This window comes from Chryseobacterium sp. ISL-6 (assembly GCF_018613715.1).
Lineage (GTDB): Bacteria > Bacteroidota > Bacteroidia > Flavobacteriales > Weeksellaceae > Chryseobacterium > Chryseobacterium paludis.
In genome coordinates, this window is the sequence record NZ_JAGGPT010000010.1 from 407538 (window position 1) to 433959 (window position 26422).

Here is a 26422-nt window from a genome sequence, read left to right on the forward strand (position 1 = left end):
TTTCGTTTTCTTACAATTTTCACTTTATCTTCTCATCTACCTTTGTCATGTAACAATTAAAAAAAGTAGAAAAAATGAGACATCTAATTATTTACGCACATCATAACGAAAACAGTTTAAACCATCATCTTTTACAAACCGTTATTGAAAGTCTGACCTCTCAAAATCATGAAATAGTAGTAAGAGACTTATATGCAATCAACTTTGATCCGGTTTTTTCTCTAAAAGACATCCAGGAACAAAGAAAGGGAAACCTAGCTGATGATATAAAACACGAACAGGAATTTATTACATGGGCAGAACATGTTACCTTTATTTATCCAATCTGGTGGACAGGAATGCCGGCTATTATGAAAGGCTATATCGACAGGGTTTTTAGCTATGGCTATGCTTACAGATATGATCAGGGAGTTCAAAAAGGTCTATTGGCTGGTAAGCAAACCATAATCATTAATACCCATGGTAAATCCCATGAAGAGTATGAGCGTATCGGAATGGATAAAGCACTTTCTCTTACTTCTGATAAGGGGATCTTCACTTACTGTGGTTTTGAGATCAATCAACATTTCTTTTTCGACAAAGCTGATAAAGTAGCTCCTGAAGAGCTCGAAATCTGGAAAGAGCAGATCAGAAATACTTACTTAGAAATTCATAACGGAACCGAGAGCATTAGCCATCAGGAACTTGGAATGATCCAGCCATCCTGATCAGAAGATATCATATTAAAGGCATATTTTACAACTATTAAGAAGCCTAACAAAGAAAATATTAAAAAAAATTTTATCTTTGTTACTCAGATGAAGCATTTAAATAACATATTACGCCTTCCTTTCTTTAGTACATATTATTACCCGATTAATAGTTCGGGAAGATCTTCTATATCTGTAATTCAATAAAAAATTATTCTTAAATATATAGAGCCCGAATAGAATTGTTCGGGCTTTTTCATGCAAAAAATTCAACAAAATGATCAACTTATTAAAAGAAAATGTAGAAATCATTCTACCTCAAAACGGTTTGGAACGGAAGTTAGAACAGGCCGAAGAAGAAAAAATAAAACTCAGTATCAAGCTGGGTTTTGATCCCACAGCTCCGGATTTACATTTGGGACACGCTGTAGTGCTTAAAAAATTAAAACAATTTCAGGATCTCGGTCATCAGATCATCATTGTGGTTGGAAGTTTTACGGCAAGGATTGGTGACCCAACAGGAAAGAATAAAGCTCGAAAGCCCTTGAGTATCGACGATGTTACTCATAATTCGCAGACTTATATCAATCAGCTTTCAAAGATCATTAATATTGAAAAGACTAAAATTGTATTCAATTCTGATTGGTTAGATACTTTAAATTTCTCAGAAATCATCCAATTATTATCAAAAGTAACCATAGCACAATTGATGCACCGAAATGACTTTAATAAACGGTTTACAGAAAATAACCCGATTGCCATGCATGAACTGGTATACCCGATCTTACAGGGTTTTGATTCTGTAAAAATTGAATGCGATATTGAAATTGGTGGCACAGATCAGCTCTTCAATTGTACTATGGGAAGACAGTTACAGGAAACACATCAGCTGCCACCACAGATCGTTATGTGTATGCCTCTTTTAAAGGGACTTGATGGAAAGGAAAAAATGAGTAAATCTTTGAATAATTTTATCGGATTGACAGACGGGCCTAACGAGATGTTTGGAAAAACAATGTCTATTCCTGACACTTTGATCAATGAATTTATTGACCTTACAACCGATTTTTCAATTGCTGAAAAAAATGATCTGAAATCAGGAATCGAAAATGGACAAAACCCCATGAGTATAAAAAAACAGATTGCAAAAAATATCATTACCCAATACCACAATATAGCAGAAGCAGAACTTGCAGAAGAATTTTTCAGCAATCAGTTTCAGAATAAGAACTTTGAAGAAAAGATATTTGAACCAATTTTCATCAATACTTTAAAATCAAATGAAACTCAAATGATGTTGATTGATTTATGCCATCTGTTAAAGAATGATCAAAGTAAATCCTCGATACGAAGATTGATCGAAAATGGTGGAGTTCAAATCAACAGTGTAAAAATGATTAATACTAATGCGGAGGTTGAAGTGGCCAAAGAAACAAAAATTAAAATTGGGAAAAGAGCTTTCTTCGAGCTATTATAAACATTTATTATGGGTACATTAGCTTAATTGAAAAAGGCTTTAAATACAATGAATTTAAAATTAGAATATAGAAAAGCACAGGAAAGTGATATGGATTTCTTACTCGATCTAAGAATGAAAACAATGACCGAACATCTTACTAGCTCAAACCTACCGATAACAAAAGAATCTGCAGTAAAAAGGATTCTTTATGAATTTGAAAAAGCTAATATTATTATTTTAAATGATGAGCCTATTGGTTTATTAAAAATAGACAGAAATAGCGATCATATAGAGGTTATGCAAATCCAGATCGATCCGGCACAACAAGGAAAGGGAATTGGAAGATCTATTTTAGAAGATATCATTCAGGAAGCTATAGAAGCCAGGAAACCTGTTTCATTAAGTGTTTTAAAAACCAATAAAGCACAAAAACTGTATGCCAATTTAGGTTTTAAAGTAATCAATGAGGATGAACATTCTTATATGATGAAGTTTTCTAGATAAAAAAAGTATGCTGAAGAACATACTTTTTATTTATAGGTATAAGGTACCAGAACATCAATAAAATTATCCGTGGTATGAGGATCTCCAATTGCACGGAATTTCCAATCTCCATGATGTCGATAAGCTTCAGCAAAGACCATTGAACACATTCCATTCATACTGGAATCACCAGAAAGACTATACTTTGTGATTTCCTTTCCTCTGGCATCAACTGCTCTGATGAATGCATTTTCAATCATTCCAAAATGTTGCCTGTTCGCTCTTCCCTGATATATAGACACGACAAAAACAATTTTTTCATATCGCTGATCCAATTGATCTAGCTTTACAATGATCTGCTCATCATCACCGTCTCCTTCACCGGTTCTGTTATCTCCTGTTAACCAGATATGACCGGAAGGATGCCTCATAGAATTAAAATAGATCACATCACCTTCATAAAGGACTACCTGTTTTCCAATATGCCCCTGAAGTGTCCTTCCCATATTGGCAACTTTACCATTTTTATCCAAAAGAAAAGCGACAGCGTCCAGATCATATTCAGGTTCATTACTAAACAATCTTCCAAAAAAACCTCCTTGCTTACGAACATCCCAGCCTAATCCTATAGTTACCTGTGAAAGATCGTAAACACTTTCTCCACGATCATTTTTCCGTAGATCGATCGTCTGACCTTTTTGTAAATTAATCGCCATCGCTATTTAATGATTTGTCCTTTGTAGTATTTTTCCAAAAAGAAAGACAGATCAGCCCTGTAACCAATTCCTGAAGCTTCAAATTTCCAGCTTCCATTACGTTTATACAATCTGCCAAACTCAATTCCTGTTTCAATTGAAAAATCTTCGTCTAATTCATATTTAGCAATTTCCTGATTACCAAAATTATCAATAATTCTTATATATGAGTTTCTTACCTGTCCGAAATTCTGTTTCCTTCTTTCAAAATCCTCAATGGTTACAACAAAAAGTATTTCTTCTACTCTTTCATCTACTTTTTCCAGATCAATAACAATAGATTCATCATCGTCCCCATCGCTATTCTTACCACTAGGATCATCACCAGTATGCGTTAAAGCACCATCAGGAGAATTCAGATTATTATAAAAAACAAAATAATCTTCACTTACCAGTTTTCTCTCAGAATCAATCATAATTGCGGAAGCATCAAGATCAAAATCATATCCCTTCCCGTCATTAGGATCCCAACCCAGACCAATGGTCATTTTTGTAAGTCCTAAATCTATTCTTTGTCCTTTCTGTAGGTTAATTGCCATAATAATTTCTTATTTAATCTAAGATAAATTCGATTTCCGAATTATCCAAATGTTTTTAATAAAAAAAGCCCGATCAAATAGACCGGGCATATATATAAATTCTAATTTTTAATATGATCGAGAATAACCCGGTTATTTCTGGCTTTTGCAAGCATTGGAATAGAGATTAATCCCATTACAAGCATAATAACAATCTGTAGCGGTAATGAAATAAAAGAATAAGTAAGCCCCATTTCACCGCCTAATTCCGCACTTTTCCCCATAGAGATAAACAAGGCCATAAAACCAAATTTCATCGCCAGATTAAACGCCCCAATACCTCCACTGGCAGGAATAATCATCCCTAGTGTTCCAACTACAATAATAAAGAACCCATCTGCAATGGTAAAATCTGAAGTTTCAGGCAATGCAAAACACACAAGATACGCTGCAAAATAATATGATATCCAGATCCCTAATGTATATAGAATAAATTTTCCTTTTTGTTTCAGTTTAAAAATTGAGGTTAATCCCTGGAAGATCCCATCAATAAAACCAATGATCTTTCCTAAAACAGGAATTGTTGCCAACCTCTTTTTAAGCACAAAGAATAAAACAGTCCCTATAATAAGGATTGACAGAATTATTAAAATTTTATTAGGGTTGACAGGTACTCCCGAATTTTCATAAAAAGACAGAATTGCCTTGTACTTAAAAATCAGAGTCAATCCTAAAAATCCCATCATACAAATCAGATCCACTACCCTTTCTAAAATGATCGTTCCAAAAGATTTATCGACAGGAACTTTCTCGACTCCGTATAATGCAGTTGCTCTTGCAACCTCACCACTTCTTGGAATGGTAAGATTCATGAGATATCCAAAAGAAATGGACCATAAGGAATTGGAATTAGAAATCTGGTATCCCATAGGTTCTAATAAAAGATTCCATCGGACTGCGCGGAACCAATAGGCTAAAAGTCCAAAAACAGAAGCAAACAGTACCCATAAGTAATTCGCCTTTGCTAAAGATTTCTGTATTACTTCAAAATCAAGTCCTTTTAATGCAAGCCATAAAAAAAACCCTGCAAATGCAAGCGAAATTACAATTGTAATTACTGATTTTAAAGGATTGGTTGTTTTTTTATCCATGAATTAGGTAAGAAGGTTTGTTTTTTCGTCTGGGAAAACGATCTTCGGCTGAAAATTCTTTGCTTCTTCAGGAGTCATCTGTGCATAAGCGATAATAATGATAATATCGTCTCGCTGAACTTTTCTTGCAGCAGGCCCATTTAAGCAAACTTCTCCAGACTTTCTCTTACCTTTTATAATATACGTGTCAAAACGTTCTCCGTTGTTCACGTTAACGATGTAAACTCTTTCTCCTACTACCAATCCGGCAGCTTCAATAAGATCTTCATCAATTGTTATACTTCCAATATAGTTAAGGTCTGATGCCGTAACTCTTACCCTATGGATCTTTGACTTGAAAACTTCTATTAACATGGTGCAAATTTATTAATAAAAATTTATAAATTGACGTTTAAAAGCATTTTAAAAGCATCAGATACACAGGTATTTAATTTTTTTTAAAACAAAATTTTTGGATTTTACTTACTAAATCTACAATCATATCGCCAAATACATTAATACTTAATACAAATTTAGGATTTAATAAATACAGAAAATAATATTAGTTTTTTGCTAAAGTCAATACACATAAGCATTTGGCATGATTTTAGTAACGGGTAACGTAGATTTTTGGTAAAAAAGCAAATTATCATATTTTGATGTTTTTTAACCAAAATCAAAAAAATAACGCAATATTTAATAAAAAAATTGCACAATTAGAAAATAGTATTATATTTGCTATAATTACGAACCAACTTTAATATTAAAAATTATGAACAAGTCTGAATTAATCGACGCAATCGCAAAAGATGCAGGAATTACAAAAGTTGCAGCTAAGTCTGCTCTTGAATCTTTCATTTCTAATGTAACTACTACTTTAAAGAAAAAAGATGGAAAAGTTTCTTTAGTAGGATTCGGTACTTTCTCAGTAGCTGAGAGAGCTGCTAGACAAGGTATCAACCCTGCAACTAAAAAACCAATCAAAATTGCTGCTAAAAAAGTTGCTAAATTCAAAGCTGGAGCAGATCTATCTACTGCAGTTTCTGGAGCTAAGAAAAAATAATCATTCAGATTACAAAATTCAAACCTCATCTTTCGATGAGGTTTTTTTATGTAAATACATTTTTTATTAAACTTCTTAAGGTGCCAACCGTGATATCTTCCAGTCGATATCTTCAAGTTGATAAATAATTCTGTCATGCAGCCTGTTTGGCCGTCCCTGCCAGAATTCTATTTCATAAGGTTTTGCTATATAGCCACCCCAGTTTGCAGGTCTTGGAATTTCATTCTTTTCAAATTCTTTTTCCAGTTCTTTCAATTTAACTTCTAAAAACTCTCTATTGGGAATAACCTGGCTTTGTGGTGATACTACAGCACCCAACTGACTTCCTTTTGGACGAGAGTGAAAATATCCGTCACTCAGATTATCTGCAATTTTCTCTAAATCAGCTTTTATAATAACCTGTCTTTCCAACATTGGCCAGAAAAAATGGAGGCATGCTTTATGATTTTTTTCTATTGCTTTTCCTTTTCTGCTGTCATAGTTTGTATAAAAAATAAAACCCTCATAAGTATATGCCTTTAGCAAAACCATTCTTGTTCTCGGGCAACCATCATCTTCCACTGTAGAAATTGCCATAGCATTCACTTCAGAAGTACCCGCATTCTCAGATGCCTCAAGAAACCAGTCTCTAAATTGTTCAATAGGATTTTGTTTTATCTCACTTTCAATAAGTTGGGATTTCTCATACACTTTTCTCTTATCGTGAAGGTTTTCCATAAATATTTTTTATTAAATTTGAGTATGAATTACTCATACAAAGGTAAAATATTAATTTCCACACCCGATATTTCCGGCGATATTTTTTCCAGATCAGTAGTCCTAATTGTAGAACATAACGAAAGTGGCGCATTCGGCTTAATATTAAACAAAAAGAACAGCCAGATGAGTACTAAGTTCAAAAACTTTTTCGATTTTAAAATCGAGGTATATGATGGCGGACCTGTAGAAAATGACAAGGTATTTTTTATCGTAAAAGGGAAAAAAGTAACTGAGATCTACACTGATATTGCTGATGGGTTTTATCTTACAGAAGACATTGAGAACATCATCAGTGCTGTACTTAGTGGTGAGCTTAATATTGGTGATGTTAAGATCTTTTCCGGATATTCTGGCTGGGCGGCAAATCAATTAGATAGTGAGGTTCAGAAAAAAATGTGGACAGTAGTGGACATTTATAATTTGGATTATACCTTACCGAATGACCAAACCTTATGGAAATCTATTATGCAAAATCTCGGCGGCGAGTATTTACTCTGGGCAAATTCCCCTGAAGACATCTCGTTGAACTAATTCGGTACTATTCAAAATGTTGCAAGTGAAAAATTAACAAATTTTAAGCTTATGTTAACCAATTTTTAAGAAAGAATTCACGTTCTTTGAATAACTAAAAAGTCATTGAAATGAAAATCCTAAAGCAAATTATTTTATTTTTCTTTCCGGAAGTATTTTTAACTCTGAAACCTATAAAGGTAAGACGATCTAACAAGTAATTAATACGATAAAATGAGCGGGTCTCATCTCGTCAATTTTAGAAAAAAATACAATTTCTGATTTATTCAGAATAAAACCCGGTAAAGGACTTTGGAACTTTTGTTGTTTACCGGGTTTGTCAATTTTAAAAACTTTTTTTCCAGCTTTCTACCAATTCTAAAAAACGGAAATTTTCAAAAGTTTTATTTCTTATTTTTCCTATAGAAAAAATACCTTTTTCATCAGAAATCATTAAGATCTCTTCGGCTTTTTGAGATTCAAATGCGATAATCTCGTGTTCCTGAATATCGGCAAGATTATTCTTATGTAAAAAAGTAACAAAATTCTCCATTAAAGGCGAAATATAAGCTCCCTCAGATTGCTTTGGAACTTTAATTACATCACCTTCTAAAAACAAAAGATTCCCTGAAGTAGACCTTGCAATCCTTTTATTGGGATTAAGCAAAATAACATCATCCAGATCATTCTCCTGGGCGTAAATTCGTCCATAGATATTTTCAGGACAATGAACCCTGATATTGCTTAGCAGATTATTATTTACGTTGATCTCTTTGATCAGATCCAACTCCAAAGGTCTTTGATGAACATGAAGTATATCATTCATTTCTTCAACTTCATAAAAGTAAGAAATGGATGATTTTGCCAATGTCAGTCCATCTGTATTTCTAAAAACCTGAAAATTAATAATCCCGTTTTCAATACCTTTCCCATCGATAACATCCTTTTGAAAAAGGGATTGAAAAAACTCAAGGGTATAGGTCAGAGGAATATTCATTCTCATCTTTCTCATGGATGCCATTAAGAAGAAGTAGCACTCTTCATCCATGATAAGTTTCGCTTCTCTTACGAAAAAAGAAACCTTTACAGCATCTCCCAAAAGGAATGCTCTATTCTTCACATTCAATTCTTCTGAAGTAAAATATTGATTTTCCAATGTCTGATTTGTTTATAAAAAAATAATGAACGATAAATCGTTCATCAGTTTTATCATTTTGTACAGCTTGCCATTAAGCTGCACCTAATTTTATTCTTAGATTTTCTATAAGATTCTCCCAATACATTGCATTTTCCTCTTCATTACCTTCTTCACAAAAGTCTGTAATATTTAAAGCTAAATCTTCAGTAATATCATCAATTGTGATTGTCATTTCAAAGAAATTCTTTGTCCCTTCATCTTCCTCCCATCTGAAACGTACGAAACCTTCTGGCTTATATCTAATCAAAGTGGCCTTTTCAGCAGGGCCTCCGCCCCAGCTGAAAAAGAAGTCATCCCCTTTCTCTACTACCTCATCTGCAAACCATTCAGATAATCCTTCTGCAGTCGCCAGATACTCATATAAAATCTCTGAAAGACAATGCATTGGAAATTCGTAATGGACTTTAAGTTTCGCCATATAATCTTTGTTTTATCGTCCCGCAATATATAAATTAATTTTTTTATTACACAAAAATGTATTTACTTTTTTATACAATATGTATGATATTTGTCACGGCTGTTAAATCCAAATCATACAAAGCTTTAAAAGCAAAAGATCCGATGCAAAGCATAAAAAATCTCTTCTTTTTCAGAAGAGATCAATATTTAATTTTCGTTCAATACATCAAGAATAATTTGGCACCCTTCTCTTATTTCATCAAGGGATATCGTTAATGGTGGGGAAATTCTCAGGTATTCATTTCTGTACAATTGCCAGAATACAACCAATCCTTTCTCCATACATTTCTGAGCTACTTTTAAAGTATATTCAGGTGCTCCTAAGTTCACAGCCAGCATTAATCCGCGTCCATTTACATTTTTAATCTTAGGATGTACAAGCAGCTGTCTGAAAAGCTTTTCTTTTTCATCAACCTGATTCATTAAGCCACTTTCTAAAACTTCTTTTAATGTTGCATGACTGGCAGCAGCAATAAGTGGATTACCTCCAAAAGTGGTAATGTGCCCTAATTTTGGAGAATGAGACAGGCTGTCCATGATTTCTTTAGAGCTCATAAAAGCACCTACCGGAACACCTCCTCCCATTCCTTTTCCCATCACCAGAATATCAGGAACAATTCCATAATGTTCAAAAGAAAACAATTTACCTGTTCTTCCGAATCCCGGTTGAATTTCATCTAAGATAAGAAGAGCCCCAACTTCTTCACATCGTTTCTTTAACTTCTTTAAATAATCATTTTCCGGAACCAAGAATCCCGCTGCTCCCTGTATGGTTTCTAATATGACACAAGCTGTTTTCCCGGTGATCTTATTTAAGTCATTTTCATTATTGAATTCTATAAAGGACACCATGGGTAAAAGGGGGCGAAACTCTCTTTTATGGTATTCATTTCCAGAAACACTTAATGCCCCATGGGTATTCCCATGATAAGAATTTTTAAAAGAAACTATTTCTTCCCTTCCTGTATATCTTTTTGCCAGCTTTAAGCTTCCATCTATAGCCTCAGCCCCACTGTTTACTAAATAAGTAATTTCAAGGGGATCTGGAGTAGCTTCTGCAAGTAGTTTACATAAGGCTACAGGTTTATCCTGTGCATATTCTCCATATACCATGACATGAAGATACTTATCTGCCTGCTCTTTGATCGCATTAACTATTTTGGGATGAGAATGCCCCAATGTATTGGCAGAAACTCCTGCTACAAAATCGAGATACTTTTTACCATCTGTACCAAAAATATAACTACCTTCTGCTTTTTCAACTTCAAAACCTGCCGCAAATTGAGTAGTCTGTGCCTGATAAGTAAAGAAACCTTTCTGCAATTCCATTTCAATAAAAATTTTAGCAAAGCTAAAAAACATTCGCTAAACGCCGAAATTATCAAAGCATAAAAAAGACCAACTTTTCAAGTTGGTCTTTATCTTATATTTTAGAAGTTACTTCCTAACCCTTTTAGGCTTTTTAGCTTCTTCTTTTGCTTTTTCTTTGTCAATTGCTTCTTTGGCACTATCATAGAGCTTATTATCAGCCTCATATTTTATCTCTTCATAACCAGGAGTATCAACGAGTATATCCTGCCATTTCCTGATCCTGTCTTTTGTATTCCAATTAAAGTCTGCAAACTTACGTTTTGAAGGCTCAATTTTACTCATTGGATAGGTGTCTGAATTGGCACCAATATTACAGGAAACGATTTGAAGGACTCTGTTTTCGAACATAGCATCGATAATCCCACATGAAGTAAGGGTTATCCCAATTCTTTCATTCTCTTTTGTCTTTTCATTAAAATCATCCGCATAACTGATTGATTGAGCATTTCCTATAACTTTTGTTTCTTTTACTTCGCTCTTTTCGTAATAAACCGTCATCAGCTTGCCTTTCACCTGGTTAAATTCATCTTTAAGATTAAGAGAATCCACTTTACTTATTGCAAAAGCGTTTCCTATGACCTTCAATGAATCCAGATCCTCTGTTGTACTATTAAAGTAGGCTTCTATTTTATCTCCGGTCACCTGCTTTTCTCCACTCCATAAAATTGGCGCGGTATACATATGCATGATTCCATCCGTTTCATTGAACGCAATTGAATCTGCACGTCCCTGAGCATTGGATTTATAAAATCTTCCTTTCCTGAAAGCTCTTAAAAAACTTTTTTTCTTTGTTACATCTGTTTCATCGGGCTTTTGATAAGAAATAATCTTTTCCGCTGCAAAATAGATAGAATCTTTCTCCAGAATTTTTACTGCATATGGGCTTTTAGTAATCATTGAAGAATCTTTCTTTTGAAAAATTTCTCCATACCCCCCTTTTACATATCTTTTTTCTTTAGGGTCATCCAGAGTTACATTTCCTGTTCCTGTTCCAAAACCTGTAAGCTGATTGAAATACAGATCGTCTCCGGTCAATATCTTATCATTGTAATGTATCCTTGAATTCTTATTAAGGTAAGCCTCTTTAGAATTCATTTTATAAGTACCTCTTTCGGTATATATATAATTCTTGGGATTAACACGATTTGTTATGGTAGTCGGACCAAAGAATTCAGCAACTTTGGTATTCTGATTTTGGTTGATATTAGGTCCTTCAATGATATAATCAGGTGTATCAATTTTTACATTACCCACAAAATCAATCAATTTGGTATCCAGAAAATAGGTAGCTGACTTTGTATACATTACGTTCTGTCCGTCAGATATAGTACCACCGGTATTAAAATAAGCCAGATTCGAAAGCTTATCATAGTATAAGATCTCTGTTCTTATCGTTTGTTTGGGATCTGTAAGAACTACATTTTTCCTGGCAACTCCTTTTTGTGTATTGCCATCATATTCCATTTCCCCAGCTGTAATAACGGAGCCATCAGTATTTTGAAGTTTAGTATTTCCTATGGCCTTTACGAAGTTTTCTTCACTATACAATATCACTTCATCAGCAGTAAGAATAGAACCTTGATTTTCAATTTTTACATTTCCCTGAAGATATTGGTTACCATCATATTTTGCAGGATCTTTTTTTACAAAATCTGCGTGGATTATTTTTATTTTATCTTCAGGTTTTGTTTGCTGAGGTGCATTTGTTACCGGAGCTTTTAAATAAGGATCCCTTTGCGCAGGTTTTTGTTGATCTTGCGCAAAAGTAAAAGTAGAAACAAAAAATAACAGAAAAAGGATCAGTCTCATTGATTAGTCATTCTTAATGCCATAAAAATATAGCGAATGAGAATCAATTTTTACGCCAAAAGCGTCTTCAATTGCTTCTTTGATCCCTTGAATTCTAGGATCACAAAATTCAATAATTTCCTCTATCTCTTTGTCTGAATCTTTTTTGTAGATTACTAAATGATCATGTTGCTTATCAAAATAAGACTTTTCATAAGATGAAGACGTTAGTGTTTTTTCTCCAAATTGATGTTTACGGATTAATCCTGCATCAAGAAAAATCTCAATTGTGTTATAAATTGTTGCTTTGGAAACATGATATTTCTTCTGCATCATCAGAAGATACAGATCATCCACATTGAAGTGGTGATCCATATTATAGATCTCTTCCAATATGGTGTATCTCTCAGGAGTATTTCGGAAACCCTTTTCCAATAAGTAGTTTCTCAAAACATCTTTGATAAGAGCTATATTTTTTTCTTTTTGTATAGTATCCATTAAAATAATTATCTACAAATTTATTAATTTTTATTTAAATAGATAGTATGCTTATTACTTGAAGCTTAGAAGTTATGACGCAAAAATCCAGCCTGTTCTATTTTTTTATCATATAAGGTCTCTTCAGTGATCGGTGCAGATTCCACAACAACATTGTGTGAAGTAACCCCCCAAGCCTTAAAGTCATCACTTCCGATGTATTTCACGAAGTTATAAATATTAAGTGTGATTTTCTGTTTTACCGTCAAAAGTATATCGTTGATATATGTATTATCTATAATTACATATTTGAGGTCCGGAGGTATATTATGAGCTCTTAGAGACGGATGACTGCTTCTGGAAGGTATAGTACCATCTGCCATAAGATCTTTCAAAACCATATTAAAATAATCATTGATTCTACGGTCGACTTTAAAACCTAAAAGGAAATTAACCTTAAAAACCGTACCTGGTAAAATCTCATCTACAGTATATTTAAAAGTATATGGATCTTCCTGATTAACAATGCTCAAAATAAAATAGTGATCAGCTCTTTTCGGCTGTTTTTTAATGATAGAATAAATAATTTTTGATTCTACCTCATCATTCCTTTTTGCTCTGCTCAGGTAAGCAAGGTTTGTGGCATATTTAGGAATAGTTTCATCCAGTTTCATGTCTTTGATGATGGATACATATTTATCAATTTTAACGTACTGAATAAAATTGGCTTTTATTAATCGTCCGTTATACCAGGCATACATACAAACCGCTATAAATCCACCCAATACCATTGTTAACCATCCGCCATCAACAAATTTAATCACATTCGCATAGAAAAAACCTGATTCAAGGAAAATATAAACGACAGCAAAACCTATTATAAAAACCTTACTGACTCTGGTTCTACTTAGCCAATACAGCAATAGAATAGTAGTCATTAACATGGTTATGGTAATCGTTAAACCATAGGCCGCCTCCATTCGTTCGGATTTCTGGAAGAATATAACCACTACAAAACAGAATGCCATTAATCCCCAGTTTACTCCCGGAATATACATCTGTCCTTTTATCCCTGAAGGATATTCGATATGTTGATTTGGCCAGAATGAAATAGACATTGCTTCTGAGAACATGGTAAATGATCCTGTAATTACAGCCTGACTTGCAATAATAGCAGCAGCTGTTGCTAAGATCACTCCAGGAAGAACCGCCCATTGAGGCATAATTCCAAAGAAAGGATTAACTCCGTTAAATACCTGATGGTAGTTATCTAATAACCATGCACCTTGTCCCAGATAATTAAGAATAAGCATTAATTTAACAAAAACCCAGCTTATTCTGATGTTTTTAGCACCACAGTGTCCAAGATCTGAATATAAAGCTTCAGCACCCGTTGTACAAAGGAAAACAGCTCCCATGATCACAATAGCACTTGATGAATGGGTAATAAGATTATATGCATATATTGGATTGAATGCTCTTACAATCTCGATATGATCAAAAATATGAACCGATCCGAAAGCCCCTAAAGCAAGAAACCATGTCACCATAACAGGTCCGAAAAATTTACCTATGGAAGCGGTTCCAAATTGTTGTACAACAAATACAACAAACAGAATTACCAGGGTAATAATAACTACGGGGGTTTCCGGATTATATATTTTCAATCCTTCAATAGCTGACATAACAGTTAATGAAGGAGTAATGACACTATCCGCAACAAGTGTTGATGCTCCAATAATCGCGACGACATAGAGCCACTTTTTCTTAAGTTTTTTTACGAGCGAATAAAGAGCTAAAATCCCACCTTCACCTTTATTATCTGCTCTTAGGGCGATAATTACATACTTTATCGTGGTTTGGAGTGTCAATGTCCAGATGATACATGAAAGCGCACCTTCAATATATTCATCAAATGGCATCGTAGCACCATCCTTTCGGGCATTCACGATTGCTTTCATTACGTACAATGGGGACGTTCCAATATCTCCGAAAACAATTCCGAGAGAGACGATAACCCCTACAAATGAAAGCTTCTTTAGGTCAAAATGATGACCCCCCTCTGTAACTTCTGCCATATCAGCTAATTTTAAAAGCGCAAATCTACACTAAATTTATGACCTCAAGAACTTTTCTTCATGCATAGAATAAATGAAAAAACTTCCTTTCGGAAGTTTTTCTCTATGATTTAATATACATTGCATTTTTAATTTCCTCTTTCACTTTTTCAAGTTTAGGGAACCATTCTGCAAACAAAGCGGCTGAATATGGTGCAGGAGCATCAGGAGTAGTAATTCTCTTGATAGGTGCATCTAAATAATCAAACGCTTTTTGTTGTACCATATATGCAATTTCAGAAGAAATAGACGCAAATGGCCAAGCTTCTTCTAAAATAACCAGTCTGTTTGTTTTTCTAACAGAGTTTAAAACAGTATCGTAATCTAATGGACGAACTGTTCTAAGGTCTATTACTTCTACAGAAATACCTTCTTTAGCTAAATCTTCTGCAGCCTGAATTGCTACTTTCATAATTTTACCAAAAGAAACTAAAGTTACATCCTTACCTTCTTTTTTGATATCTGCTTTTCCGATAGGCAAATAGTACTCTTCTTCAGGAATTTCCATTTTATCACCATACATCTGCTCAGATTCCATAAAGATTACAGGATCATTATCCTGGATAGCTGTTTTCAATAACCCTTTTGCATCATAAGGATTTGAAGGTACAACAACTTTAAGTCCCGGACAGTTAGCAAACCAGTTTTCAAAAGCCTGAGAGTGTGTAGCTCCTAATTGACCAGCAGAAGCTGTAGGACCACGGAAAACAATTGGACAGTTCCATTGTCCCCCACTCATCTGACGGATTTTTGCCGCATTATTTATAATCTGATCAATTCCTACTAAAGAGAAATTGAATGTCATAAACTCTACAATAGGTCTGTTCCCATTCATTGCTGCACCTACTGAGATCCCTGTAAAACCAAGTTCAGCGATTGGTGTATCGATTATTCTTTTAGGACCAAATTCATCCAGCATTCCTTTTGAAGCCTTATAAGCACCGTTGTATTCTGCAACTTCCTCCCCCATTAAATAAATGGATTCGTCTTTACGCATTTCCTCACTCATTGCCTGTGCAATTACCTCACGAAAAGTATATTCTGCCATAATTTCTTTGAAAAATTTAGAGTACAAAAATAGTGTTTTTTTATTATACACATAATAAAAACGACATCTCATTTAAATGAAATGCCGTTAATTAATTTTTTATTTAAACCTTATTAGTTTACTTTCTGCCAGGTTTGCGTTCTTCCTAATAAAGATAAACCTACATATCCTCTTACATTTAACTGATCTCCGGTTCTTGTAATGGTACATTTATAAGTTTTCCCTGTTTTAGGATCTGTAATCGTTCCTCCTGTAAATTCATCACCATCTTTCTTCAATCCTTTGATGATCTCCATTCCTAAAATAGGCTTTCCTTTTCTTTCGTCTTTACAGTTCGTACAATTAGGATCAGCAGGTTTTATAAGTAACTGTGATACTTTTCCGTAATACGACCCATCTGTTTTCTTGTAGATCTCTACGATAGATTTTGCCTGTTTTGTTTCGTCATCTATTGTCTTCCATTTGCCTTCTATTTGTGCAAACGACATTACACCTACTAAAGAAAGAACCAGGGTAAATAATAATTTTCTCATATTCTTGTTGTTTTAATTCTAATAAAATATTTCTGTTGTCTATTTCATTGCTAAAAATATAAATTAATTTTAAACAAACAAAAACATTTATTATCCTAGGCATATATAACAATACGCATACCAAATGTAATATTTAAACACTTCTTAAACATTAGTTCAGTTTTCGGTTGATAACACGATCCATATAATCCTGATACCAAGCTTTTGCGATTTCTTTTCCTTTTTCAGTTTCCGGAGTTTTTAAATGATCAACAAGATTCTTTTCTAAACCAAGATCTGTTTTATCATAAATCCCAACTATATTTTTTCCGTCAAAACGATAAATATAATTACCAATGATAAACTGCTCAGCTCCACCATCTGAATTTGCAATAATAGCAGGATACTTTTTATCACTCACTAAGCTTCTTCCCCAGCTCCTGATCTTTTTATTATAACCTATTAAATCTGCTAATGTAGGATAGATATCAATTTGCTGAGCTTCTTCATTATTCACTCCTTTTAGTTGGTATTCAGGATTTGGCGAATATAAAATAATAGGAACAGAAAACCGGTTCATACTTTTTTGATATTCAGGATAATAGATCTCATTGGTATGATCACCTGTGAAAACAAAAATGGTATTGTTGTACCAGGGTTGTTTTTTTGCTGTTTCAAAATACTTCTTTATAGAATAGTCCGTGTACTGTATAGGCTCATGCATCTGATTTTTTCCTTTTTTAAATTTCCCCTGATACTTTTCAGGAATTTTAAACGGATGGTGTGAGGAGGCTGTAAAAACAGTAGCCATAAAAGGTTGTGTTTTTCCTACATTTTTAGCAAAATACTGTAAAAAAGGTTCATCCCAGATAGCCCACATGCCGTCAAAATCAGCATCGTTATTATATTCTGTCTTTCCAAAATAATGTTTGAAGCCCAGAATATTACCGAAACCTAAAAATCCCATTGATCCATTAGGTGCGCCGTGATAGAATGAAGTATCATAACCTAATTCATTACAAACAGAAACAATAGACTGTATCTTTTGATTGGAATAAGGAGAACTTGTAAATGCATCTGTAAGACTTGGAATTCCAGCAAGTACGCTGCTCATCCCATGAATGGACTGTCTTCCATTGGCAAAAGTATTTGGAAAAATTAAACTTTCATTCGCCAGACTGTCAATAAACGGAGTATAAGAAACATAATCCTTTATATGTGTATCTTTATTAAAAGCACCTGAGTATTCCCTGCTGAAAGATTCAACAATAAAAATCACAACATTAGGGCGATTTGTTATTTTCCTGTCATAAATTTTATAAGGCTGAATATTATCATTTATAAATTTCTGATCTACAAAATGAACTTCTTTAAAGCTATTAGTACCCAGTGTTCTGAAAAAAGAAAATGTACTGTTCAAAACCAGATTTCCCTGAGACGGAACTTTTACAAAACGATTGGCATCTACAAGATTAATCGGCCTGGTACTGTGTCTGAAATCACCACGGATACCACCTATAACCAATACTGTAATACCACAAAGACAAAGAATAGATAGAATAAAATAAGGAATCAGTTTCACAGGCTTACGTTCCGTAATTTTCACCTTTTTATATAGAAAAACCCATAATGCCATTAGAACCACAAACCCAATAAGAATAAAAGGATTCTGTACAATGGATGCGGCAAATACTTTAGCAATATTGGTCTCATGTTTTGCAACCTGCAATGCTGCGGAAGTTAATCTTGTTTGTGCAAACTTGAAATATACAAAATCACCAAAGTTCATGGCATAAGCGATTCCGTTTGTAATAAAGTAAAGCCAAAACAACACCTTTTGATAGACTTTTTTCGTATTAATAATAATAGGAATAAGACTTAATAAAATAAATAAAGAATTAACGTACAAAATTGCCGTTGTATCAAAGGCTATCCCATGATATGACAGACTGAAATAGTCTGAAATGGAATCCACCTTTATGAGATCTTTGTTAAAATACCAGAATAAAAATCTGGCGATCTGATAAAAAACATATGCCAAAAAAATCCTGTATAACAATACCAGAACTTCCTGTTTTCTAAATTCTTTAAAAAATTTCATTCGGCAAATTTACATCAAATTCATATTACTGTATTTTTTAGTCGGTAATATTTTCATATAGAATTTTTAAAAAATGTAATTTTGTGATTATGAATTTTATTAAAAACAATCTTGCCAACGCATTTACCTTAGGAAATCTGTTTTCGGGATGCGTCGGTGCGGTTCATCTGATCCTGGGTGATTATCAAACAACTGCTATCTGCCTTATTCTCTCGCTGGTTTTAGACTTTTTTGATGGGTTTATCGCCAGAGCTTTAAAGGCTAATTCAAATCTTGGAGTTCAACTGGATTCACTTGCTGACATGGTAAGTTTTGGCTTTGTTCCGGGTCTAACAATGTTTGTAGCTCTTACAAATAACGCTTATACAGATATTCCATGGTATTGTTATTTAGGCTTTTTGATCACTGCTTTTTCGTGTCTGAGATTAGCAATTTTTAATCTGGATGAAGATCAGCAGTATTATTTTAAAGGACTGAATACCCCTTCCAATACTATTTTAATCTTCGGACTGTATTATGCTTTCAGGGAAACCCAAGGCTTTGAATTTTTATTTCATAATACCTATTTAATGATTGCTTTAACAGTGGTTCTCTCATTGCTTTTAGTGAGTCCTGTTAAAATGATCGCAATGAAATTCAAATCGATGAAACTGGAAGATAATTACCCAAAACTGGCTTTATTGATCGGAGCGGTTGTTATTTTAATTATATTTAAAACTGTTGGAATTCCAATGGTTATTATTTACTATATTTTAATTTCACTCTTATTTCAGAAACAACTTAAATAGAAACTAGATTTGTATCTAACAAATTACCATTCCATTATCAAATAATAAATCAATGAATTTAAAATTATATAAACCACTTTGTGTTTTTGACCTGGAGACCACAGGAACTAATATCGGAAAAGACAGAATTGTGGAAATCTGTATTTTAAAAGTAAATCCTGATGCATCAAGAGAAAGTAAAACATGGCGTATCAATCCTGAAATGCCTATTCCATTGGAGTCAAGTTTAATCCATGGTATATATGATGCTGATATCAAGGATGCACCTACTTTTAAATCAATTGCTTCTAAAGTTATGGAGATGATTTCCGGTGCAGATCTGGGTGGGTTTAATTCCAATAGGTTTGATGTCCCTCTTTTGGCGGAAGAACTTTTACGTGCAGAAATCGATTTTGATCTTAGTAAATTCAAACTTGTGGATGCGCAAACCGTTTTCCATAAAAAAGAACCAAGAAACCTTGGGGCCGCTTATCAGTTCTACTGTGGAAAAACTTTGGAAAACGCACATTCAGCAGAGGCAGATGTGATGGCTACTTTTGAGGTATTGGATGCTCAGGTTGGAAAATATGAAGATGTTCCTAATGAGATTGCTGCTTTAAGTGAGTTTACATTCCATAACAAACATGCAGATCTAGCTGGTTTTATAGGTTTTAATGAAAAAACAGAAGAAGTTTTCAACTTCGGAAAATATAAAGGACAGGGGGTAAAAGCTGTTTTCCAAAAAGACCTTGGTTACTACGGTTGGTTGCAAAATGCTGATTTCCCATTGTACACGAAGAAGGTATTCACAAAAATTCAGTTATCCAGTAAATTTTAAAAAATGTCTGATCTAATTCGATTCAAATTTTACGAAACCGCTCTTGAAGCTAACAGGGACAAACAGATCCTTGCCGAAAAAGGCATCCAGAGCTTCATTGCCAACGAGCAGCTTATTCAATCGGATTGGTTACTCTCTCAGGCTGTGGGTGGAATTCAGCTACAGGTCTTTGAAGAAGATATAGAAAAAGCAAAACAGACTTTGGAAGATTATAAAGAGAATGAAAAATATGCTCTTGAAGTGGAACATACAATTAAAGATTCTGAGTTTGACTTTGTATGTCCAAAGTGTGGTTCCAATCATATTTACAGGGATGACAGTGCGACCAGCTTTTTTGGAATTTCAATTTTAACAAGCCATAAATTTGTTTGTTATTATTGTGAGAATAGATTTACACATTAAAAATAATTTCATTTAAAGGAGGTATCAATAATTAAAGATTACTTTGTACCTCGCAATGACAAAATAAGAAGAATATGAAAATCATCTGCATCGGAAGAAACTACAGTGAACATGCTAAGGAATTGGGAAATGAAATCCCTGAGAAACCAGTTATTTTCATCAAACCAGACACTGCCGTTTTAAAAGGTAATGACTTTTACCTTCCGGAATTCTCTAAAGATGTGCATTATGAACTTGAGGTTGTATTGAAAATTTCAAAAGGTGGAAAGTACATCCAGAAAGAGTCAGCACATAAACATTATGATGAGATCGGTTTGGGAATAGATTTTACGGCCAGGGATCTCCAAACAGAACTTAAATCTAAAGGTTTACCCTGGGAGCTGGCTAAAGGCTTTGATGGCTCCGCTGTAGTGGGAAATTTCTTTAAAAAAGAAAATTATAACCTGGAAAATTTACAGTTTTCATTATTACAAAATAAAGAGGAAGTTCAGAATGGCAACACCAAAGATATGATATTCAGCTTTGATGATATTATAGCATTTGCTTCACAATATTTCACACTACGCGTAGGTGACCTTATCTTCACTGGAACTCCAAAAGGGGTTGGAAAAGTTGAAGAAAATGACATTTTGGAAGCATTCCTTGAGGATGAAAAAATTATGGATATCCGAATATTATAAGTATTTAACAGAACATTTTATCATTTTTTTCTTATCTTTAGATAACAAAATTAAAGGTTATGATAAACATTGTATTGCCCGTAGATTTTGGGGACAAAACGGAACAACTTGTAGATGGTGCTATAAAGTTTGCTAAAGAAGTAAATGGCAAAATCAATCTTATCCATGTTGCACCTACAGACATTGGCTTTGCCATTGGCGATATGGGATTCCAATATTTTCCTGAAGTTGAAGAAAATGAAATCAGAGAGGAATTGGTACAGCTTAACAAGCTTGAACAAAGAATTCTCTCCCATGACGTAGAATGTGAACATCTTTTAAAACAAGGTATTGCCAAGGATATCATCCTTGAATATGCCAAAACAAAAAATGCCAGCTATATTGTAATGGGCTCACATGGAAGAAGCGGAATTTATGATGTCTTTGTTGGAAGCCTTACGAAAGGATTAACAAAGAACTCAACGATCCCTGTTTTGGTACTTCCAATACATGAATAAGAGAAATTAAATTTTAATCGTTATAAAAAAGCCGATCAAATATTAAATTTGATCGGCTTTTTACTATATAACCAATTAATTAACCTTCTTTTTTATAGATACTAGGATCATAGTAAGGATGTTTACCCTCCGTAGGAGAATAATAGTCTTTATCTTTATTACTTCCAAGTGTAACCACAAGTACATAACACCAATAAGTGAACAGTACACAGCAAACTACAAATAGAATCCAGTTTAAAACATTTCCAAAGGTATCAAAAAAGCCGAAAGACCATTTGAAAACTTTGCTTAAGAATAGAAAGAAAGACGTCATTATTTTCCTTTTTTAAATTAACTTTGTACAAATTTATAAAAAATGTTTAAATTACTTTCAAAAGAAAGCAATATTTTTTCAATTCCTGTTTATATTGGTTTTCTTCTTTTAATAGTAATAATATTTAACATACTGAATTTCAACACTTATGAAGCAATTGTTGCCGGAATTACATTCTTAGGAATTGCCTTAGGATATTTCTGTTTTCATAGTATTGCACTGAATTATCAGACTCATCTCCCATTATTCTTATACTCATTTTTCATTTTTGGTCTTTATCCGGGAGATCTGGATATTGGAATTGCGGTTTCACTTCTTACAAATTCTTTTCTTTTACTTCTTCTTACAAGTGCAAATGAAGATGTCAGAAAAAAATCATATGTTCTGGTCGGAGCTATTGTTGCATTAAATTTTATTTTTTTACCGACCACCTGGCCAATGGCTGTTTTCGTGGTTATTCATGTTATTGCAACTTCTGAAAGAATAAGTTTAAATATCTTCAGATTTCTGCTTGGAATCGTTCTTATTGTTTTCAGTTATTTTTCAGTAATGTTTTTCTTAGATTTTACTACCTGGAACCTGGATTATTTTCCATTTGGAAAAATGAAAATTATAACTGATTACAAAGGTATAATTCCTTTACTTCCGGTTGCCCTGATGCTTGTATATGCAGTATATGACCATTTTAAAAATTATAACAAAAAAAGTCCGATAAGCAGATATAAATATACGTTCCTGCTTGTCTTTTCTTTAGCTCAATTGGTTACCATTATTCTGTATATGAATAAGAGCTACGAGTATTTACTGCTCCTGGCATTTCCTTCCAGTATCATACTGAGCAGGATGATGCGTTTTTTACCCAAATACTGGATGCAGGAAGTCGGCTTATGGCTGATTATTATTAGTTTGGTTACCTTTAAAATAGGTACTTATTTTAATTTATTTTAAAAAAGATTATGATTCAGATAGACGATAAATTAATTTCTGAGGAAATATTTTCCGAAGATTTCGTTTGTAACCTTACAAAATGTAAGGGTGCATGTTGTGTAGAAGGAGATGTAGGTGCTCCGTTAGATAAAAATGAGCTTGAAATTCTAGATGGCATTTTTGACAAGATAAAGCCCTACCTTACAAAAGATGGGATAAAAGCCCTTGAAGAACAGGGAACATGGACAACAGATCCTTCTGATGGTATGTATGTAACACCTATGGTTGAAGATCGTGAATGTGCCTATGTTACTTTTGACGAAAAAGGAATTACAAAATGTGGAATTGAAAAGGCTTATGAAGATGGTGCTGTTGATTGGCAAAAACCAATTTCTTGTCACCTGTATCCGATTCGTGTTACTGAGTATTCTTCTTTTACAGCTTTAAACTACCATGAATGGTCGGTATGTGATGATGCATGTGCTCTTGGAAAAGAACTGCATGTCCCAGTATACAAATTCTTAAAAACACCTTTAATACGAAAGTATGGTGAAGAGTTCTATGCGGTTTTAAGTGACGCTGCTGATGAATGGAAAAAAGAATATGGAAATTAAAAAATAAAACCGCAGATTGCTCTGCGGTTTTATTTTTTATAGATGTTATTATTTAATTCCCAGCTCCAACAGCTACTGGTTTAGTTTCTTCTTTTTTAGCATTTTCCCAACCGTCTTCAGGCATTAGCGTCGCCACAATTCTACCTTTTGACAGGTATTTTTTAGCAACATCCTGTACATCTTTCACTGTCAGAGCCTTTACTTTCTCCTGATAGTTCAGGATTTCGTATTTATCACTTCCATCCAACTGATTTTTCGTTAATGAATTCATCCAATAGCCATTATCCCTCATATTGGTTTTATTATCGTTGTATTCCCCTTCTTTATACTTATCCAGATCTTTTTGCTCAGGTCCTTTATCAATTAGTTTCTGGAGTTCAACTAAAGCACTTTTCGTAAGCTTTTCAGCATTTTCCGGTCCACATGGAAAACTGATACTGAAATTATAAGTTCCATAAGGTACTTTAGACATGCCTCCTCTGGCACCACCTCCATAAATTCCACTTTCATCTTCTCTTAGCTTTTCAATAACTTTAATGGTCACTACCTGTCCCAATGCTTCTAAAGCTAATGCTTCTTTTTCATTATACGAGGCTTCACCACTATAGGCAATGGTTACCATACTCTTAGGGTCTTTACCTTTTTTATAAATTTTGGTATAGTCTCCAGTCATAGGTCTGTATCCTGTATCTTTAAACATAGTTGATTTTCCTGTTGAAGGAAGACTTGCAATATATTGTAAGACCTCATTTTTAAATTGAGCTTCGTCAATGTTTCCTACAAAATAAAACTGAAAATTCCCTGCATTGGTAAATTTCTCTTTATAGATATCATAAGCTTTCTTATAATCTGTATTTGCCCAATCTTTTTCCATTGGAATAAATCCTATAAATCTTGGATTTTTCTGATTGATAAATTTAGCATGCTCATTTGAAAAATAAAACTGCGGATTAGAATTCAGGTTATTCAACATGGCGGATTGTTTTTCTTTATAGGCATTGAAAGCATCCGGGTTGTAATTTAAACTGGTAAAATAAGCATAAATCAACTCCATTGCCGTTCCCAGATCTTTTCGGGTTGTTCTTCCTGAAATACCTTCAGTCATTAGCCCTATTGAAGGATTCACACTTACTTGTTTTCCTGCAAGATAATTTGTAAGATCAGACTTTGAATATCCACCCACTCCGGCTTCGCTTAATGCTGCGTAAGCAAACTGAGTTTTATTAAACTCTGCATCAGGAATTAAAGAACTTCCACCTAAGCTTTTTGCCGAAAACACGATTTCATCATCTTTGAAATCTGTTTTCTTAAAAATAACTTTCGCGCCATTGCTTAACGTCCAGGTTGTTGTTCCTAACTTGGCATCTGTTTCAGTCTTTGCAATTTTCCCTTCAGATTTGAAGGGTTTTACCAAACCTTTAATTGTTGCTTTTTCCTGATATGGTTTTAGATCAGCCATTTTTACTCCTTCAAAAGTAGTAAGAACCATTGCCTCTGTAGGCATTGTGACATTGTCTTTTTTAGGTCCTGTAAGAATTACTACTCTGCTGTCATCTTTTACAAACTTCTTAATAACATCATTCGTTTGAGCCAGTGTTACTGTAGGTAAAAATTTCTTGGTATCTTCATATTCCCAAGCAATTCCAGGCATGGGCTCCTGCTCCAGAAAGTTTCTTACATATTCATCTACCAACATACGGCTTTCCGTTTTATCCCGGTTGTTGTATGTTCTTTCAATGTCCGATATAACTTGTGATTTTGCTCTGTCTAATTCGGTTTGTGTAAATCCAAATCTTTTAGCTCTTTCAACCTCTTCTAATAGAATTTTTAGTGCATTCAGTTGATTTCCTTCTTTTACCATAGCAAACCCCTGAAAAGCTTCTTTACTTCTGGCGTACGTGCCACCATGATAAACTGAACCGAATGTAAAAGGAGGATTGTTAGAATTGATCAATTCTCTAAGCCTGTTATTAAGCATTGTAGTGGTAACATTCTCTAAAACACTTTGATTATACTGTTCAACTGTAACATCTGGTTGATACGCTTCTGAATCTTTCATGATAAACTGCACCATCGAATTTGTTGCATCCGGATCTGTTTCAACAGCAACTAAAGTTTCTTTATGGTTTGGTAAGTCAAAGGTTTTCCTTTCTCTTGGCTTAGTTGGATTTTTATAAGAACTAAAGTTATCTTTTATCTTCTTTTCAACTTCATCCACGTTAATATCTCCCACTACTACAATCGCCATCAGATCCGGTCTGTACCAATCCTGATGAAATTTTCTGATGACATCCGGACTGAAATTTTGAAGCACTTCTTTTTTACCAATTGGTAGTCTGTTTGCATATTGAGAATTATACAATAATTTAGGCAGATATTTATCCATCATCCTTTTGTCCGGTCCTAATCCTAATCTCAGTTCCTCAAGAACCACACCCCTCTCTTTGTTGATCTGCTCATCAGATAGTGTGGCATTAAAAGCCCAATCTTCCATCACTTTAAGACCAGCATCTAAGTTTCCGGGTTTATCTAAGGGAACGGGTAACATATATACCGTTTCATCAAAACTTGTATATGCGTTCAGGTGTTGTCCGAATTTCACTCCTATAGATTGTAAGAAGTCTACCAATTTGTTATCCGGGAAATTTTTAGTCCCATTGAAGTTCATGTGTTCCATGAAATGGGCAAGTCCTCTTTGGTTTTCATCTTCAAGAATGGATCCGGCGTTAATTGCTAACCGAAAATCCACTTTCTTTTCGGGAAGAGTATTTTTCTTGATATAATACTTCATTCCATTTGGAAGAGTCCCGGTTTTTACGGAAGGATCCATTGGAATATTCTGTGCAAATACATTTGCAGTCAGACAAAAGACTACTGCAAATGATGATAAAATTGTTTTCATAAGGTCATAATTTCTTAGCTCCTAAAGTAGAAATTATTCACAAAC

At 34.0% G+C, this 26422-nt stretch carries 28 protein-coding genes; 12 read left to right on the forward strand and 16 right to left on the reverse strand.

Annotated elements, in window-relative coordinates; genetic code table 11:
- Positions 1-74 precede the first annotated feature (74 nt).
- The 3 genes from J7E44_RS19875 to J7E44_RS19885 all read left to right on the forward strand — a co-directional run bounded on the left by J7E44_RS19875 (position 75) and on the right by J7E44_RS19885 (position 2652).
- Positions 75-707, forward strand: coding sequence for an NAD(P)H-dependent oxidoreductase (locus J7E44_RS19875; RefSeq protein ID WP_214832852.1), 633 nt, complete (start codon positions 75-77; stop codon positions 705-707).
- Between the two features lie 259 nt (positions 708-966).
- Entirely contained in the window at positions 967-2166 is a 1200-nt protein-coding gene (tyrS, locus tag J7E44_RS19880; RefSeq protein WP_214832854.1) for a tyrosine--tRNA ligase, read from the forward strand.
- A 48-nt stretch (positions 2167-2214) separates the two neighbouring features.
- Positions 2215-2652, forward strand: coding sequence for a GNAT family N-acetyltransferase (locus J7E44_RS19885; protein WP_214832856.1), 438 nt, complete (start codon positions 2215-2217; stop codon positions 2650-2652).
- A 26-nt stretch (positions 2653-2678) separates the two neighbouring features.
- Here the strand turns inward: J7E44_RS19885 and J7E44_RS19890 are convergent, their stop codons facing one another.
- The 4 genes from J7E44_RS19890 to panD form a co-directional block, all read right to left on the reverse strand.
- Positions 2679-3347 carry a TerD family protein gene (locus J7E44_RS19890; protein WP_214832858.1) on the reverse strand — a complete coding sequence of 223 codons (669 nt, stop codon included), beginning with the start codon at positions 3345-3347 and terminating at the stop codon, positions 2679-2681.
- Between the two features lie 2 nt (positions 3348-3349).
- Positions 3350-3925, reverse strand: coding sequence for a TerD family protein (locus J7E44_RS19895; protein ID WP_214832860.1), 576 nt, complete (start codon positions 3923-3925; stop codon positions 3350-3352).
- A 101-nt stretch (positions 3926-4026) separates the two neighbouring features.
- The gene (locus tag J7E44_RS19900) at positions 4027-5055 is read right to left on the reverse strand and encodes a lysylphosphatidylglycerol synthase transmembrane domain-containing protein (protein ID WP_214832862.1); all 1029 of its coding nucleotides are present in this window, start codon (positions 5053-5055) and stop codon (positions 4027-4029) included.
- A gap of 3 nt (positions 5056-5058) precedes the next feature.
- Entirely contained in the window at positions 5059-5409 is a 351-nt protein-coding gene (panD, locus tag J7E44_RS19905) for an aspartate 1-decarboxylase (protein WP_214832864.1), read from the reverse strand.
- A 397-nt stretch (positions 5410-5806) separates the two neighbouring features.
- Here panD and J7E44_RS19910 point away from each other — a divergent pair, with 397 nt between their 5' ends.
- Positions 5807-6097: an HU family DNA-binding protein gene (locus J7E44_RS19910; RefSeq protein WP_034682524.1), complete on the forward strand. Its 291-nt coding sequence runs from the start codon at positions 5807-5809 to the stop codon at positions 6095-6097.
- Positions 6098-6172: 75 nt separating this feature from the next.
- On the opposite strand, the gene pdxH is transcribed toward J7E44_RS19910, so the two are convergent.
- Positions 6173-6814 (reverse strand): pyridoxamine 5'-phosphate oxidase, encoded by a 642-nt coding sequence (gene pdxH / locus J7E44_RS19915; protein ID WP_214832866.1) that lies wholly within the window; start codon positions 6812-6814, stop codon positions 6173-6175.
- A 24-nt stretch (positions 6815-6838) separates the two neighbouring features.
- Here pdxH and J7E44_RS19920 point away from each other — a divergent pair, with 24 nt between their 5' ends.
- Positions 6839-7387 (forward strand): YqgE/AlgH family protein, encoded by a 549-nt coding sequence (locus J7E44_RS19920; RefSeq protein ID WP_214832867.1) that lies wholly within the window; start codon positions 6839-6841, stop codon positions 7385-7387.
- A 325-nt stretch (positions 7388-7712) separates the two neighbouring features.
- Here J7E44_RS19920 and J7E44_RS19925 read toward each other — a convergent pair whose 3' ends face one another.
- From J7E44_RS19925 to J7E44_RS19965, 9 genes are all read right to left on the reverse strand, one after another.
- Positions 7713-8522, reverse strand: a complete 810-nt coding sequence (locus tag J7E44_RS19925) for an aminotransferase class IV (protein ID WP_214832869.1) — start codon at positions 8520-8522, stop codon at positions 7713-7715.
- 73 nt (positions 8523-8595) lie between these two features.
- Positions 8596-8982, reverse strand: a complete 387-nt coding sequence (locus J7E44_RS19930) for an START-like domain-containing protein (protein ID WP_089027585.1) — start codon at positions 8980-8982, stop codon at positions 8596-8598.
- Positions 8983-9170: 188 nt separating this feature from the next.
- Positions 9171-10352 (reverse strand): aspartate aminotransferase family protein, encoded by a 1182-nt coding sequence (locus tag J7E44_RS19935; RefSeq protein ID WP_492329840.1) that lies wholly within the window; start codon positions 10350-10352, stop codon positions 9171-9173.
- Between the two features lie 108 nt (positions 10353-10460).
- Positions 10461-12203 (reverse strand): OstA-like protein, encoded by a 1743-nt coding sequence (locus J7E44_RS19940; protein ID WP_214832871.1) that lies wholly within the window; start codon positions 12201-12203, stop codon positions 10461-10463.
- Between the two features lie 3 nt (positions 12204-12206).
- Positions 12207-12680: a Fur family transcriptional regulator gene (locus J7E44_RS19945; protein ID WP_089027587.1), complete on the reverse strand. Its 474-nt coding sequence runs from the start codon at positions 12678-12680 to the stop codon at positions 12207-12209.
- A gap of 65 nt (positions 12681-12745) precedes the next feature.
- Complete coding sequence (locus J7E44_RS19950) at positions 12746-14737, reverse strand: KUP/HAK/KT family potassium transporter (RefSeq protein ID WP_214832873.1); 1992 nt, start codon at positions 14735-14737, stop codon at positions 12746-12748.
- Positions 14738-14840: 103 nt separating this feature from the next.
- On the reverse strand, positions 14841-15824 hold the full coding sequence (locus J7E44_RS19955) for a pyruvate dehydrogenase complex E1 component subunit beta (RefSeq protein ID WP_214832874.1): 984 nt from the start codon (positions 15822-15824) through the stop codon (positions 14841-14843).
- A 113-nt stretch (positions 15825-15937) separates the two neighbouring features.
- On the reverse strand, positions 15938-16357 hold the full coding sequence (locus tag J7E44_RS19960; RefSeq protein ID WP_214832876.1) for a DUF2147 domain-containing protein: 420 nt from the start codon (positions 16355-16357) through the stop codon (positions 15938-15940).
- A 151-nt stretch (positions 16358-16508) separates the two neighbouring features.
- Positions 16509-18437: an LTA synthase family protein gene (locus tag J7E44_RS19965; RefSeq protein WP_214832878.1), complete on the reverse strand. Its 1929-nt coding sequence runs from the start codon at positions 18435-18437 to the stop codon at positions 16509-16511.
- Positions 18438-18526: 89 nt separating this feature from the next.
- Here J7E44_RS19965 and J7E44_RS19970 point away from each other — a divergent pair, with 89 nt between their 5' ends.
- The 5 genes from J7E44_RS19970 to J7E44_RS19990 all read left to right on the forward strand — a co-directional run bounded on the left by J7E44_RS19970 (position 18527) and on the right by J7E44_RS19990 (position 21621).
- The gene (locus tag J7E44_RS19970) at positions 18527-19225 is read left to right on the forward strand and encodes a CDP-alcohol phosphatidyltransferase family protein (protein WP_214832880.1); all 699 of its coding nucleotides are present in this window, start codon (positions 18527-18529) and stop codon (positions 19223-19225) included.
- A 52-nt stretch (positions 19226-19277) separates the two neighbouring features.
- Complete coding sequence (locus tag J7E44_RS19975; protein ID WP_214832882.1) at positions 19278-20042, forward strand: 3'-5' exonuclease; 765 nt, start codon at positions 19278-19280, stop codon at positions 20040-20042.
- A 3-nt stretch (positions 20043-20045) separates the two neighbouring features.
- Entirely contained in the window at positions 20046-20444 is a 399-nt protein-coding gene (locus J7E44_RS19980) for a putative signal transducing protein (RefSeq protein ID WP_214832884.1), read from the forward strand.
- A gap of 74 nt (positions 20445-20518) precedes the next feature.
- Complete coding sequence (locus tag J7E44_RS19985) at positions 20519-21124, forward strand: fumarylacetoacetate hydrolase family protein (protein WP_214832886.1); 606 nt, start codon at positions 20519-20521, stop codon at positions 21122-21124.
- 59 nt (positions 21125-21183) lie between these two features.
- Positions 21184-21621, forward strand: coding sequence for a universal stress protein (locus J7E44_RS19990; RefSeq protein ID WP_214832888.1), 438 nt, complete (start codon positions 21184-21186; stop codon positions 21619-21621).
- A gap of 79 nt (positions 21622-21700) precedes the next feature.
- Here J7E44_RS19990 and J7E44_RS19995 read toward each other — a convergent pair whose 3' ends face one another.
- Positions 21701-21934, reverse strand: a complete 234-nt coding sequence (locus J7E44_RS19995) for a DUF6341 family protein (RefSeq protein ID WP_214832890.1) — start codon at positions 21932-21934, stop codon at positions 21701-21703.
- Between the two features lie 42 nt (positions 21935-21976).
- Here J7E44_RS19995 and J7E44_RS20000 point away from each other — a divergent pair, with 42 nt between their 5' ends.
- Complete coding sequence (locus tag J7E44_RS20000) at positions 21977-22882, forward strand: DUF6427 family protein (RefSeq protein WP_214832892.1); 906 nt, start codon at positions 21977-21979, stop codon at positions 22880-22882.
- An 8-nt stretch (positions 22883-22890) separates the two neighbouring features.
- Positions 22891-23475, forward strand: coding sequence for a DUF3109 family protein (locus tag J7E44_RS20005; RefSeq protein WP_214832894.1), 585 nt, complete (start codon positions 22891-22893; stop codon positions 23473-23475).
- Between the two features lie 52 nt (positions 23476-23527).
- Here the strand turns inward: J7E44_RS20005 and J7E44_RS20010 are convergent, their stop codons facing one another.
- Positions 23528-26377: a M16 family metallopeptidase gene (locus J7E44_RS20010; RefSeq protein WP_214832896.1), complete on the reverse strand. Its 2850-nt coding sequence runs from the start codon at positions 26375-26377 to the stop codon at positions 23528-23530.
- Between the last annotated feature and the right edge of the window lie 45 nt (positions 26378-26422).

Excerpts from the sequence above, each read along its gene's own strand:
- J7E44_RS19875 (WP_214832852.1), top strand. The coding sequence starts at position 75 with ATGAGACATCTAATTATTTACGCACATCATAACGAAAACAGTTTAAAC.
- tyrS (WP_214832854.1), top strand. The coding sequence starts at position 967 with ATGATCAACTTATTAAAAGAAAATGTAGAAATCATTCTACCTCAAAAC.
- J7E44_RS19885 (WP_214832856.1), top strand. The coding sequence starts at position 2,215 with ATGAATTTAAAATTAGAATATAGAAAAGCACAGGAAAGTGATATGGAT.
- J7E44_RS19890 (WP_214832858.1), bottom strand. The coding sequence starts at position 3,347 with ATGGCGATTAATTTACAAAAAGGTCAGACGATCGATCTACGGAAAAAT.
- J7E44_RS19895 (WP_214832860.1), bottom strand. The coding sequence starts at position 3,925 with ATGGCAATTAACCTACAGAAAGGACAAAGAATAGATTTAGGACTTACA.
- J7E44_RS19900 (WP_214832862.1), bottom strand. The coding sequence starts at position 5,055 with ATGGATAAAAAAACAACCAATCCTTTAAAATCAGTAATTACAATTGTA.
- panD (WP_214832864.1), bottom strand. The coding sequence starts at position 5,409 with ATGTTAATAGAAGTTTTCAAGTCAAAGATCCATAGGGTAAGAGTTACG.
- J7E44_RS19910 (WP_034682524.1), top strand. The coding sequence starts at position 5,807 with ATGAACAAGTCTGAATTAATCGACGCAATCGCAAAAGATGCAGGAATT.
- pdxH (WP_214832866.1), bottom strand. The coding sequence starts at position 6,814 with ATGGAAAACCTTCACGATAAGAGAAAAGTGTATGAGAAATCCCAACTT.
- J7E44_RS19920 (WP_214832867.1), top strand. The coding sequence starts at position 6,839 with ATGAATTACTCATACAAAGGTAAAATATTAATTTCCACACCCGATATT.
- J7E44_RS19930 (WP_089027585.1), bottom strand. The coding sequence starts at position 8,982 with ATGGCGAAACTTAAAGTCCATTACGAATTTCCAATGCATTGTCTTTCA.
- J7E44_RS19935 (WP_492329840.1), bottom strand. The coding sequence starts at position 10,352 with ATGGAATTGCAGAAAGGTTTCTTTACTTATCAGGCACAGACTACTCAA.
- J7E44_RS19940 (WP_214832871.1), bottom strand. The coding sequence starts at position 12,203 with ATGAGACTGATCCTTTTTCTGTTATTTTTTGTTTCTACTTTTACTTTT.
- J7E44_RS19945 (WP_089027587.1), bottom strand. The coding sequence starts at position 12,680 with ATGGATACTATACAAAAAGAAAAAAATATAGCTCTTATCAAAGATGTT.
- J7E44_RS19950 (WP_214832873.1), bottom strand. The coding sequence starts at position 14,737 with ATGGCAGAAGTTACAGAGGGGGGTCATCATTTTGACCTAAAGAAGCTT.
- J7E44_RS19955 (WP_214832874.1), bottom strand. The coding sequence starts at position 15,824 with ATGGCAGAATATACTTTTCGTGAGGTAATTGCACAGGCAATGAGTGAG.
- J7E44_RS19960 (WP_214832876.1), bottom strand. The coding sequence starts at position 16,357 with ATGAGAAAATTATTATTTACCCTGGTTCTTTCTTTAGTAGGTGTAATG.
- J7E44_RS19965 (WP_214832878.1), bottom strand. The coding sequence starts at position 18,437 with ATGAAATTTTTTAAAGAATTTAGAAAACAGGAAGTTCTGGTATTGTTA.
- J7E44_RS19970 (WP_214832880.1), top strand. The coding sequence starts at position 18,527 with ATGAATTTTATTAAAAACAATCTTGCCAACGCATTTACCTTAGGAAAT.
- J7E44_RS19975 (WP_214832882.1), top strand. The coding sequence starts at position 19,278 with ATGAATTTAAAATTATATAAACCACTTTGTGTTTTTGACCTGGAGACC.
- J7E44_RS19980 (WP_214832884.1), top strand. The coding sequence starts at position 20,046 with ATGTCTGATCTAATTCGATTCAAATTTTACGAAACCGCTCTTGAAGCT.
- J7E44_RS19985 (WP_214832886.1), top strand. The coding sequence starts at position 20,519 with ATGAAAATCATCTGCATCGGAAGAAACTACAGTGAACATGCTAAGGAA.
- J7E44_RS19990 (WP_214832888.1), top strand. The coding sequence starts at position 21,184 with ATGATAAACATTGTATTGCCCGTAGATTTTGGGGACAAAACGGAACAA.
- J7E44_RS19995 (WP_214832890.1), bottom strand. The coding sequence starts at position 21,934 with ATGACGTCTTTCTTTCTATTCTTAAGCAAAGTTTTCAAATGGTCTTTC.
- J7E44_RS20000 (WP_214832892.1), top strand. The coding sequence starts at position 21,977 with ATGTTTAAATTACTTTCAAAAGAAAGCAATATTTTTTCAATTCCTGTT.
- J7E44_RS20005 (WP_214832894.1), top strand. The coding sequence starts at position 22,891 with ATGATTCAGATAGACGATAAATTAATTTCTGAGGAAATATTTTCCGAA.
- J7E44_RS20010 (WP_214832896.1), bottom strand. The coding sequence starts at position 26,377 with ATGAAAACAATTTTATCATCATTTGCAGTAGTCTTTTGTCTGACTGCA.